The 12,595-nt window shown below is 68.5% G+C and carries 6 protein-coding genes; 3 read left to right on the forward strand and 3 right to left on the reverse strand.

Features of this window, described 5'->3' with window-relative positions:
• Positions 1 to 135: 135 nt before the first annotated feature.
• A complete protein-coding gene (locus tag AC4D2C_RS11645) occupies positions 136 to 2,556 on the reverse strand; it encodes an FdhF/YdeP family oxidoreductase (protein WP_490915020.1) in 2,421 nt (806 codons plus the stop codon).
• A 297-nt stretch (positions 2,557 to 2,853) separates the two neighbouring features.
• Here AC4D2C_RS11645 and AC4D2C_RS11650 point away from each other — a divergent pair, with 297 nt between their 5' ends.
• Positions 2,854 to 3,423 carry a MarR family winged helix-turn-helix transcriptional regulator gene (locus AC4D2C_RS11650; RefSeq protein WP_490915022.1) on the forward strand — a complete coding sequence of 190 codons (570 nt, stop codon included), beginning with the start codon at positions 2,854 to 2,856 and terminating at the stop codon, positions 3,421 to 3,423.
• Positions 3,424 to 3,506: 83 nt separating this feature from the next.
• Positions 3,507 to 5,300: an MFS transporter gene (locus AC4D2C_RS11655; protein WP_490915272.1), complete on the forward strand. Its 1,794-nt coding sequence runs from the start codon at positions 3,507 to 3,509 to the stop codon at positions 5,298 to 5,300.
• A gap of 113 nt (positions 5,301 to 5,413) precedes the next feature.
• On the opposite strand, the gene AC4D2C_RS11660 is transcribed toward AC4D2C_RS11655, so the two are convergent.
• Positions 5,414 to 7,741: a glycosyl hydrolase family 95 catalytic domain-containing protein gene (locus AC4D2C_RS11660; protein ID WP_490915024.1), complete on the reverse strand. Its 2,328-nt coding sequence runs from the start codon at positions 7,739 to 7,741 to the stop codon at positions 5,414 to 5,416.
• A gap of 71 nt (positions 7,742 to 7,812) precedes the next feature.
• On the reverse strand, positions 7,813 to 10,707 hold the full coding sequence (locus tag AC4D2C_RS11665; RefSeq protein WP_490915026.1) for a glycoside hydrolase family 3 C-terminal domain-containing protein: 2,895 nt from the start codon (positions 10,705 to 10,707) through the stop codon (positions 7,813 to 7,815).
• A gap of 194 nt (positions 10,708 to 10,901) precedes the next feature.
• On the opposite strand from AC4D2C_RS11665, the gene AC4D2C_RS11670 reads away from it, so the two are divergent.
• On the forward strand, positions 10,902 to 12,593 hold the full coding sequence (locus AC4D2C_RS11670; protein WP_490915028.1) for an extracellular solute-binding protein: 1,692 nt from the start codon (positions 10,902 to 10,904) through the stop codon (positions 12,591 to 12,593).
• Positions 12,594 to 12,595 lie beyond the last annotated feature (2 nt).

The raw sequence follows: 12,595 nt of genomic DNA on the forward strand, positions 1-12,595 counted from the left end.
ACCTGTCGCGCGCGGGCAGTACCGGCTCCCGAGCCCGGCAGCACCGGGTCCGGCTCCCCAGGATGCGGCAGGGCCGGGTGGTCGCCCACCCGGCCCTGTCCGGCACGTCCCCGGTCGTGCCCGCAGGAGCGTGCGTCAGACGCTCGACGCCGCGGCCTCCTTCGCCGGAGTCTTCTCCGTCCGGGCATCCGGGAAACCGTCGGCCTCGGGCTCGGGAGCCGGGGCGGTCGCCGCGGAGTAGTGCTCCGTCGGTGCCGTGTGGCTGCTGGGCTCGAACCGCACGATGATCTGCTTGGAGGTCGGTGTGTTGCTGCCCTGTGCCACCTCGTCCAGCGGCACGAGGACATTCGCCTCCGGGTAGTACGAGGCGGCGCAGCCGCGCGCCGTCGGATACGACACGACGCGGTAGGCACGCAGCACACGCTGCACGCCGTCGTCGTACACACCGTGGATGTCCACGTTCTGCCCGTCCGTCAGGCCCAGCTCGGCGATGTCCTCCGGGTTGATGAACACCACGTGGCGGCCCTTCTTGATGCCGCGGTACCTGTCGTTATGGCTGTAGATGGTGGTGTTCCACTGGTCGTGGGCGCGCAGCGACTGCAGGATCAGCGTGCCTTCGGGGCGCTCGAGGTACTCGAGGTCGTTGACCGTGAGGACGGCCTTGCCCGTGGGCGTGTTGAACGTGCGTGAGTCCCGCGGCCCGTTGGGCATCACGAAGCCGCCGTCGAGGCGGATCCTCCGGTTGTAGTCCTCGCAACCCTCCACCACGCGCGAGATGTGGTCGCGGATCAGGTCGTAGTCCTTCTCGAAGCCCTCCCAGTCGGCGTCGAGCCTGCCGTCCAGGGTGGCGCGGGCGAGGCGGCTGATGATGGCGGGTTCGGACAGGAGGTTGTCGGAGACCGGCTCCACCGTGCCGCGCGAGGCATGGACCGCGCAGACGGTGTCCTCGACCGAGACGAACTGCTCACCCGTGGCCTGGCGGTCGATCTCCGTCCGCCCCTTGCAGGGCAGGATCAGCGCCTCCTTGCCGGTGATCAGGTGCGAGCGGTTGAGCTTGATGGAGATCTGCACCGTCATGTCGGTCTTCTCGAACGCCTCCTCGGCGACCTGCGTGTCCGAGATGGCCGAGACGAGATTCCCGCCGAGGGCGATGTACGCCTTGACCCGTCCGTCCCGCATGCGCTTGATCGCCTCGACGGCGTCGGCGCCGTGCTCGCGGGGCGGCTCGAAGGAGAACTCCCTGCCGAGCGCGTCCATGAACGTGGCGGGCATCTGCTCCCAGATGCCCATCGTGCGGTCGCCCTGGACGTTGCTGTGGCCGCGGATGGGGGAGGCTCCCGCTCCGGGCTTGCCGATGTTGCCGCGCAGCAGGAGGAGGTTGATCATCTCCTTGATCGTGGCCACGCCCTTCTTCTGCTGCGTGATGCCCATGGCCCAGGTGATGATGACCTTGTCCGCGGCGAGATAACGGTCGGCCAGTTCGTCGATCTCCTCGACCCGCAGCCCCGTGGCTTCGACGACCGTGGCGTCGTCGAGCGTCAGCAGGTAGTCGCGGAGCTCGTCCAGGCCCTCGCAGTGCTCCTCGAGGAACGCGTGATCCAGGACCGTCCCGGGGTTCTTCGCCTCGGCCTCGAAGACGCGCTTCGACACCGCCTGGAGCAGCGCCATGTCACCGCCGAGCCGGACCTGGAGGAACTGGTCGGCGATCTCGGTGCCCTTGCCGGCCACGCCACGGACCGTCTGCGGGTTCTTGTAGCGCTTGAGCGCCGCCTCGGGGAGCGGGTTGACGGCGACGATCTGGCCGCCGTTGCGCTTGCAGTTCTCGAGTTCTGTGAGCATGCGCGGGTGGTTCGTCCCGGGATTCTGGCCCATGACGATGATCAGGTCGGCGTTCTCGTAGTCCTCGAACGTGACCGTGGCCTTGCCGATCCCGATGGTCTGCCCCATGGCCCAGCCGGAGGACTCGTGGCACATGTTGGAGCAGTCGGGCAGGTTGTTCGTGCCGAAACCGCGGGCGAACAACTGGTACAGGAAGGCGGCCTCGTTCGAGGTGCGGCCGCTGGTGTAGAAGGCGGCCTCGTCGGGGGAGTCGAGGCTCTTGAGCTTGGTGCCGATGATCTCGAAGGCCTCGTCCCAGCTGACCGGCCGGTAGTGGTCCTCGCCGGCGGGCTTGTAGACGGGCTCGACGAGCCGGCCCTGCATGCCCAGCCAGAACTCGGAGCGGGCGCGCAGGTCGCTGAGGGAGTTCTCGGCCCAGAACTCGGAGGAGATGACCACCGGGGCGGCTTCCCAGGTGACGGCCTTGGCGCCGTTCTCGCAGAACTCGAAGGTCTTCCGCTTGGCGGGGTCCGGCCAGGCACAGCTGGGGCAGTCGAAGCCGTCCTTGTGGTTCATCTTGAGCACTGTCTTCAGCGTGCGTTCCACGCCCATGTGCTCGATGGCCGGCTTCATGGAGTAGTAGACGCCCGGCAGGCCCGCGGCCCATTCCTTCGGATGGTCCGCGACCTCGATGTTCTTCTCGTCCGGCTCGATTACTCGAGGTTCCTTGCGTGTCATGGCGAACGTCCTTCTCCGCGGCCCGGGATGGGCGCTCCTCGACAGATGATCCAACTGCCCTTGTGTATCAGGCCTAACAGGGTGTAGGTCGAAACCGCAAGCGTCAGGCGGAGATTCCGGGATTTCTTGACGGCGCCACGGACGTGCGAACGCCTTCCCGCAGTTCGAGGCGGTCCCAGTGTGTGGGATCCCGGGCGGCCTCCGGGCAGGATCAGCGGGTGTTTATTTAGTTGACCTAACGAAACGAGGAGCGTACAGTTACTTAGAGCAACAAAGTATACGAGGCCAGGAGTACCCATGTCAGTAGCGCAGCACACCGCTGCAGAGCTGGTGCACCACATCTTCGATCTGCAGCGTGCCCTGCGGGGCGTCACCGCCGCCGGGATGAAGTACTCGGAGCTGGGGCCGGCGCACACCGGCGTCCTCTTCTTCATCGGGGAGGGCGGCCCGATGCGGGCGTCGGCCCTCGCAGGGAGGCTCGGCATCGGGCCGTCCGCCCTGAGCCGGCAGCTTGCCGACCTGGAGCAGTACGGCTTCGTGGTGCGGACGCCGGACCCGCTGGACGGCAGGGCCTGCCTGCTCTCGCTGTCGGGGGAGGGGCGGACGTACCTCGCCGAGACCTACGAGCGCAGGGCCGAGACGCTCCGCGGGATCCTCTCCGGCTGGACCGAGGCCGAGGCCGAGGTGGCGTCGCATTCCGTCCAGCACCTCACCGCAGCACTCCGCTCCGCCGCCCCTTCTTCCCACGGTGCGGCGCCGTCCGGGCCCGCAGAACCGGCCAGGACACCCCGCACCACCGCACACCGCACGGGCAACGACGGCCGTCATCCGAATCGCACCACCGAGATCATGAAGGAAGAACGCTGATGGCCACCCGATCCACCAAGGCGAAGGCCGCTGCGGTCGCCGAGCCGCAACCGCCCGCCGCACCCACCGGGGCCGGGGAGCCCATGAGCCACGCGCAGATCCTGCAGGCGCTCACGGGTCTGCTCGCGGGCCTGTTCACGGCGATCCTCAGCAGCACCATCGTCGCCAATGCCCTGCCCACCATCATGAGCGACCTCAACGGCTCCCAGACGGACTTCGCATGGGTCATCACCGCCGCGCTGCTGGCCAACGCCGCGACCACGCCGATCTGGGGCAAGCTCGCCGACCTGTTCGACAAGAAGATCCTGGTGCAGGCCAGCATCGTCATCTTCGTCGCCGGCTCCGTCCTCGCCGGTTTCGCGGAGAGCATCCCGCTGCTCCTGACGGCGCGCGTCATCCAGGGTGTCGCCATGGGCGGTCTCACCGCACTGGCACAGGCCATCATCGGCACGATCATCGCGCCGCGTGAGCGTGGCCGGTACTCCGGCTACATGGGCGGCGTCATGGCCGTCGCGACTGCGGGCGGACCGCTTCTCGGCGGTTTCATTGTGGACTCCCCGCTCGGCTGGCGCTGGACGTTCTTCGTCTGCGTGCCCCTCGCGATCATCGCCCTGGTGCTCCTGCAGATCACCCTGAAGCTCCCCGACACGCGCCGCAAGGCACGCATCGACTGGCTCGGATCCATCCTCCTGACCGCCGGTGTGAGCCTGCTCCTCATCTGGGTCTCCTTCGCGGGCAAGGAGGGCTACTACGGGTGGCTCTCCCGCGAATCAGCCCTGATGGTCGGCGGCAGCGTCATCCTGCTCGCGCTGCTCCTCGTGGTCGAGTCGAAGGTGGCCGAGCCCATCATCCCGCTCAAGATCATCTCCGAGCGCACCACGGCCCTGGCCATCATCGCCTCGATCGCCGTCGGTATCGCCCTGTTCGCCAGCTCGAGCTACCTCGGGCAGTACTACCAGGTGGCCCGTGGCGCCACGCCGACCGAGGCCGGGCTGCTGACCCTCCCCATGATCGCAGGCAACCTGCTGGGATCCATCGGCGCCGGGCTGCTCGTCACCAAGTACGGCAAGTGGAAGCGCTACATCGTCGCAGGTGCCCTGTTCCTCATCGCAGGCCTCGGCCTCGCGGGGACCATCGACCACCTGACCCACCTCGGGCTCGTCGGGATCTACACGTTCGTGTTCGGCCTGGGCCTCGGTCTGATGCTGCAGAACCTGGTCCTCGCGGTCCAGAACACCGTGGCCGTCAAGGACATCGGGTCCGCCAGTGCGTCGGTCGCGTTCTTCCGCTCGATGGGCGGTGCCGCGGGTGTCGCCGTCCTGGGTGCCCTCCTCGGCACGCGGGTGGAGAACAAGACCACCGAGGGCCTGGCGGCCGCCGGGATCCCCACGACGGGCGGAGCGGCGGGCGGCTCGCTCGACCTCGTCGACCTCCCCGCACCGATCGCCGACATCGTGCGTGCCGCCTACGGCGACAGCACGGCCATGATCTTCCTCATCACGGCGGTCATCGCGGTCATCGGCCTCGTCTGCGTGCTGTTCATCAAGGAGAGCCCGCTGCGCCGCACGGTCGACTTCGCCCAGGCGCCCCCCGCGGGTCCCGCCGCGTCGATGTCACCGGCAGCGACGGGTACCACGCCGGCCGTCGCCGGAGCCCCCTCGGCTTCAGCGCCTGCCCAGCCCGATACCGCGGCCGGGCGTCGACAGGGCGGCGATACGGAGATCCTGAAGGACTCCGACGTCGTCGCCGTGCAACCCTCCCACGGCCGGCACAGCGCCGGCCCGGTGGAGATCCTCAGGGCCGACCTCGACCGCGCCGCGCAGGAGCTGTCCGAACTGGATGCCGACGTGCGGGACCGTGCGGGAGCGAACCGCTAGGACGAACCGCTGGGGGCGAAGCTCCACGACGGCGGGCCACCGGGTGTTCCCGGTGGCCCGCCGTCGCTCATTCCCCGTGGGAGGTCGAAGCGGAGCTGCCGGTCCTGCCCTTGTCATGACCCGCGGTGGCCGAAGTCGGAAGCGGTGAGTCGGGTGCGCCCGACGGCGTCGATGCGGATCGTCAAGCTGCGGTCGAGGTATTCCACCGTCACGTGGACGGGTGCGTCACGGGCAACGAGTGTCACGGCGGTCAGTGCGCTGTCAGCCCATTCGAGGTCGACGACCACACCGGGCCGTGCGACGAGGCCGCGCAGGCTCCCCGTGGCGAGTTCACCAGGAAGTGCGGGCAGCAGCACGATCCGCGCGTCGTGGCTCTGGATCAGGGTCTCGGCGAGCGCCGCCACGAACCCGAGGTTGCCATCGATCTGGAACGGTGGATGTGCTGCGAACAGGTTGGGGTAGAGGCCGCCGGCAAAGGGTCCGCTCACGCTGCCTGCCGGTCGGAACTGGAGGCGCAGGAGGTCGGAGACCTTGTCGGGACGGCCGAGTCGGGCCCAGAGGGCGAGTTTCCAGGCCAGGGACCAGCCCGTGGAGTCGTCGCCGCGGTTCACGAGGGTTCGGGCGGCAGCCGTGCGGTGCGCGTCGTCGTAGGTCGCCGAGCCGGGGTACAGCGAATAGAGGTGGCTGAGGTGACGGTGGTGGGGGTCGACGGCAGCCGCGTCATCCGACCACTCCCTGATGCCGCCGTTCCCACCGAGGGGTGGAGCGACGGGGATTGCTCCGATGCGTGCCGCGACCTCCCGGGCAACAGGATCGGAACAGCGGCCGAGTCTCTCCGCGGTGTCGAGTACGGTCTGGAAGAGCTCGCGCAGTAACGACATATCCATGGTGCTGGACGTACCGAGGGATGCCGAAGCACCGCCCGGTGTCACGAACTGGTTCTCGGGTGACGTCGAAGGGCGCGTCCCCCACCCCTCAGGAGCGCCCTCGGCGCCGGGAATCCGCACCATCCAGTCGAGTGCGAACTCTGCGGCACCCCGCATGATGTGCCAGGCCCGCTCCACCAGCGCGCTGTCCCCGAAACTGATGCGCTCGGCCAGGTGGCGCACGAGCCATGGCCCCGCCATCGGCCAGAACGCCCAGGACGGATCGCCGTGCCCACCACCGACCGGGGAACTGTAGGCCCAGGCGTCGGAGTTGTGGTGCACCACCCATCCACGAGCCCCGTACAGGCGTTGCGCGGTGGCACGTCCCGCCACGGAGAGCGTTTCGATGAAGTCCAGGAGCGGCTCGCCCGCCTCCGGGAGGTGTGCGACATCGGTGGCCCAGTAGTTCATCTGCAGGTTGATGTTGGTCGTGTAGTTGGAGCTCCACGGAGGCTGCATGCTGTCATTCCAGATGCCCTGCAGCGTCGCCGGCAGACCGCCCGGGCGGGATGAGGAGATCAGCAGGTATCGCCCGAGATCGAACAGCAGGGCAGCAAGGGACGGGTCGGCTGCCAGTGGCCCACCGGGGTGCTCGGCTGCTGCTGCCACCCGGGTATTCGTCGGGGCGGTGTCGTCCTGCGGGCCGAGGTCGATGCCGACCCGCCCCATCAGTCGCCGGAAGTCGTGGCTATGGTCAGCGAGAACACGATCCGCGCCGGCGTCGATGGCCGCCTCGATACGAGCGGTCGCTTCCGCCGCAGCATCCGTGCACGTGCCGCGCGGTGCCTGGAGCGGGGACACGTAGGTGGTGGCCGTTGCAGCGAACACGACGACGCGTACGTCCCCCGCCGAGGTCGTCTCCGTCAGCACGCGCGTGACGATCGCTGCCTCGAGGCTGGACCGGGGGTCGGCACTCCAGCTCACCGGAGGGTAGGAGGGCTCGTGGCCGGGGGCGACGTCGGACGGCAGTCGGAGGAACAACGCATCCGCCGACCGGCCGATGACCTGCAGAGGGCTGGTGAGAGATACCCCGACCCCTGCACCGGCAGGTAGCCCGTCGATGACGTGCAGGAGCACCCCGTGCGGGTGTGACACGACGGTGCGCTGCGTGATCCGTCCCGAGGTGACGGTGTGCAGGGCTTCGTCGAGGTCGAGCACGCGTCGGTAGGGTCCCGGGGCCGGGCCGCCCGCGGGCACCTTCAGCTCCAACGTCCCGAGCGGCAGGTACGACTGCGTGTAATCGGACTGCAGCGCCGCGACGGGGGTCTCCGCCTCGACCGGGCGCCCCGCCGCGATGAACTCCCGGGCATCTGCCAGCAGGCGCCGCGCCGTGTCCTCGTCCGGTCCGGCCTGCAGGCGTTCGCTCTGCGGGCTTCCAGACCATGCGGTTTCGTCGTTGAGATCGAAACGAGCGGTGGAGGCGTCACCCCAGCACATCGCGCCGAGCTTGCCGTTGCCGAGGGGCAGCGCCTCCAGCCAGGTCGTCGCCGGTGCCGCGTAGGAGAGGAAGGCCACCGGCTATCCCCGGGTCCCGCCGGCCGTGAGGCCGGTCGTCCACGAGCGCTGCAGGACAGGACGGATCACCTTCATGCCAACTGGACCCGGCTGATGACCACGCCGCCTTCCACGCTGAGGCGGAACCCCCGAGGACCGTCCACCACCGCGGAATCGACGGAGATCCTCAGCGGTCCGCTGAAGCCGGCCGGCACGCTGCTGCGGCCGATGCCGTTCCAGGTGTCGCCGGGGCCCGGCACCTCCACCCGGACCGTGCTGCCGCCTTCGGGGGAGGCGCTGCTGGACACCACATCCAGCAGGACGGCGCTCGCCGAGCTTGCGTCGGGCCCTTCCCAGCCGCGGTAGACCGCCCGCCCCGGGCGGCCTGACGCAGCAGGACCGATGGCCGTACCCGACAGCAGTGTTTCGGGGACCAGGGCCAGATTGCTGCACGCGTCGAAATTCTCCGCGCGGAACCACCGGCCGGTCCGACGCCCGATCCGGGGAGGTCCCTCTACGTCGAGCGGGGCCGAGAGCGGCAGGTCCTCCGCGGAGGTGCCGACCAGGAGGTGATACCTGCCGGATTCCACCACCATCCGTTCCTCCACGACGCTGTAGGTCGCGAGGCGGTCCAGGGGGACACTCATCGTGACCGTCGCTGTTCCTGCAGCGGGGACCTCCACACGCTGGTGGCCGACCAGCAGGCGCCGGGGGAAGTCGACGGCGTGCCCGGGAGCCGCCGCATACACCTGCACCAGCTCGAGGGCAGGGCGTTCTCCCGCATTGTGGACCTCGACGGCGAGTTCTGCCGTCCCCGCGCCGGGGGCACCGTCACCCGGCACCACCCGCAGGTCCATCGACCGGTACTGCACGTTCCCGTAGGTGAGCCCATGGCCCAGCGGAAAGAGCGGCTCGGCCCGGCTGTACAGGTACGTGGAGCGTGAGCTGATGATGTCGTAGTCCAGGATGTCCGTCAGATCCTCGTCCCGGCCGTACCAGGTCTGCGGCAGCCGGCCGCTCGGTTCCACGTCGCCGCTCAGGACATCCGCGACGCCGTTGCCGAGTTCCTGCCCGCCGTGGGAGGTCCAGACGATCGCGGGAGTATCTGCCAGCACCCCCAGCGCGTAGGGATAGGACGAGACGATCACCAGGATGGTCCGCGGGTTCGCTTCCCGGACCAGGCGCACCAGTTCCTGGTCGGCCGGAGGAAGGTCCAGGGTGCTTCTGTCCAGGGTCTCCCGACCGCCCAGGTGCGGGTCGTTGCCCACCACCACGACAGCGGTGTCGGCTTCCAGCGCAGCCCGCAGGGCGGCCTCGTGACCGGACTTCAGCGTCCGGATCGAGAAACGGTCCGCAGTGCCCGCGTCCTGGACAAGGGCGGCGCTGTTCGTCCCGGTCTCGAGGCGCAGCCACTTCCCGCTCCCGACGTGTCGCAGCGCAACGGTGCCGTCCGGCGCGTAGTCCAGCCGGAGGGTCTCCTGCACCACCCAGCCGCCTACCCGCTCAGCCGCCGCGCGAAGGTATCCGTCGCCCGTGTCCGTCACGAATCTCCCTGTCAGCGCGGACCGGAGCGTCAGCTCACCGGCACCCCAGTCGTTCAGGACGAAGGATTCGGCGGGCCCGGGCTCCGGAGCATCCGCTGTGAGGGCCGACGCGCCGTCGCTCCCCAGGTAGCCGCCGGTCCTGACGCTGCGCAAGGCCACAATGTCCGCGCCTTCCTCCGCGATGACGTCGCTGCCGGCAGTGCTCCCGTACCGGCTGGTGAGTCCTGCCGCGATGCTGACCTCGTCCTGCAGGGTCCCGCTGTACCAGTCGCTCAGGACCCGGGAACCGAGAGCCCCGATCACGGCGACCGTGCCGGGCCTTTTTCCGAGGGGAAGCAGCGCGGCGCTCTGCTCGTTGCGCAGTACGACGACCGATTTCGCAGCAGCCTCGCGGGCCAGGCCGACATGGGCCGGCGCGCCGATCAGCTCGGCCCCGATCGACGCGTAGGGATCGTCGTCCGGTGTGAATTCCCCGGTCCTGGCACGGAGGGTGAGGAGTCGCGATACCGCACGATCGATGTCGGCCTCATCGATCAGGCCCCGCTCGAGCGCCTCGTCGAGGAAGGCGACCGACGGGCCCGGGTCGTCGCCGTCATCCGTGAAGCTGTCGACGCCGGCACGAAGAGCTGCCGCGTAGGCCGTCGGGCCGTCGGTGAAGTACTTCTCGGCCCGGAAGAGGGACCCGGGCGCGCCCGCATCGGTCACGATGGTGACGGCGTCACCGTTGTGCCACTGCCGCAACTGCGATCGCACCAGGTCGGAGACGTGGGCGGGCCTGCCGTTCACCAGGTTGTAGGAGAGCATGACCGCCCCCGCGACGCCGTCTTCGATGGGCGATCGGTAGGCCGGAAGCTCGTACTCGTGGAGGACACGGGGGTTGAGATTGCTCGACGTCAGGTTCCTGTCGAATTCGTTGTTGTACCCCAGGAAGTGCTTGAGGGTGGGGACGGTCAGCCACGTCACCGGGTCCTCACCCTTGAGTCCGCGACAGTAGGCGCCGGCAAGGTGCGCCGTCAGGTGAGGATCCTCGGAGAACCCCTCCTCGTTGCGCCCCCACAGTGGATGCCGCAGTGGGTTCACCACCGGTGCCCAGACATTGAGGCTCACGCTGGGATCGGTGGCCTTCTTGGCTCGGAGTTCACGCCCTGTCGCTGCGCCAAGGCGCTGGATCAGCTCGGCATCCCACGTGGCCGCCATGCCCACCGGTTGGGGGAACACGGTGGCAGGACCCAGCCAGGCGACACCATGGGCGGCTTCCGCGCCCGTGTGGAAGGACGCCAGCCCCAGCTCGGGCACAGCGGGTGCGTGCTGGTGGAGCATGGCGATTTTCTGCTGCAGCGACAGGGAACGCAGGATCTGCCGCGCCGGGTGATCCGCGGGGCTCGCCGTGTCGCCGTCGAGGAGCGCATCGGATGCAGAGGTCTGAGCTGGGGTGCTGGGCACGGGGTCCTATCTGCTGTGCTGTCGAATCGCTTACACACAGGAAAGCGAGACCTGGTCTGACACCCCCAGTGTGAGGCAGGGCACATGTGGCTCTTGTGGGGGACCTTCGAGTAGCCTACTCTGAACCCAGTCGAAACGCTTCGATGAATCGTCGAAGAATCGCCCACACTGACTCACACAAAGGAGTGCTGATCATGCTCGGTTCCCACAATGGCCCGGCCTCGTCCCGCCACCGCACCTCGCCGGCGCCGCTGGTGGAAGCGGCATCCGGCTTCAACCGCCGCTCATTCCTCGGCATGCTCGGTGGCGCGGTATTCCTCGCGGCGGCTCCGGTGACACTCACCGCATGTGCCGGGGGATCCGCTCCCCAGGCCACCACTGCGGGCGGGTTGACGGAGGCCCTGGCAAAGATCGTGCCCACCTACAAGCCGCTCGAGCTGGTGAAGCCCGACATCGCCTCGGTCAGCGGGTCCACCCCCGGTTTCACCTCCATCCCCTCGCTCGTGAAGTCGGTCACCGGGACACCGGGCAGCGGCGGCACCTACACGGCCATGACCCCCGCCTGGTGGGCCGTGCCGCCGGGACTGCCCAGGAACACCTACTACTCGACGGTCAACGAGCAGCTCGGCGCGACCATCAACTTCCAGGTCAATGACGGCAACGCCTACGCGGACAAGGTCCAGACGGTGCTGGCGTCCCCGAAGGACGTGCCGGACTGGATGGTCATCCCCGGATGGAACCTCCCGCCACGATTCGATCAGGCCGCCGCCGGGATCTTCCAGGACCTCTCCGAATTCATCGCCGGCGACAAGGTGCTCAAGTACCCGAACCTCGCGAACATCCCCACGGCGGCGTGGAAGATGGGCTGCTTCGGAGGAGGGCTCTACGGCCTCCCGTACCCGGGAGCCCTCATCTCCGACGCGATCTTCTACCGCGCGGACATCTTCGAGGAACTCGGAGTCGAGCCGCCCACGTCGGCCGACGAGTACCGCGCGGTGGCCAAGGAACTCACGGACGAGTCCAAGAACCGGTGGGGTTCGGAGGACGTCTGGAACGGTGCGCAGATCATGCACGGCGTCGTGCCCAAGTGGAAAGAGGTGGACGGCGAGCTGAAGCACCGGTTCGAGACGGACGAGTACAGGGCTGCTCTCGAATGGACGGCGAAGCTGTTCGCCGATGGTTCCGTCCACCCCGACGCCGTCGCCGGCAACGCCCAGCAGGCCAAGCCGCGGTTCGAATCGGGTGCCACACTCATGACGACGGACGGGACAGGCTCCTGGCACGAGGCGCTGGCGCGGACCCTGCCTTCGAACCCGAGCTTCAACATGCAGCCCCTCGACTACTTCGCCCCGGACGGCGGGGCGCCGACCCTCTTCCGGGCCCAGCCTGCCGCGATCTTCAGCTTCATCAAGAAGGCCAGCCCCGAGAAGGTGGAGGAGATGCTGGCCCTTGCGAACTTCATGGCCGCACCCTTCGGGACGGAGGAGAACGCGCTGATCGTCAACGGGGTCGAGGGAGTGCACTACTCGCGTGATGCACAGGGCGTTCCCAGCGCAACGGCGAAGGGGTCGGAGGAGGTCACCAGTACCTACGCGTTCCTGGTCAGCGGCCCGATCGTCAACTCCATGGTCCAGTACCCGGGCCTGGTGCAGGCGCAGTCCGAGTGGGAGGCGCGGCAGGCACCCAACGTGGTCGAGGACGCCTTCTTCGGGATGCAGATCCAGGAGCCCTCCAAGTTCGCGTCACTGGGAACACCCTTCGACGATCTCGCCAAGGACATCATCCGGGGCCGCAGGAGCATGAACGACCTCGACGCCGAGATCTCCTCCTGGAAGAGCAAGGGCGGCGACGAACTGAGGGACTTCTACGCCGAGTTCCTGGTCTAGGG

Source organism: Arthrobacter sp. TJ-240 (assembly GCF_058269195.1).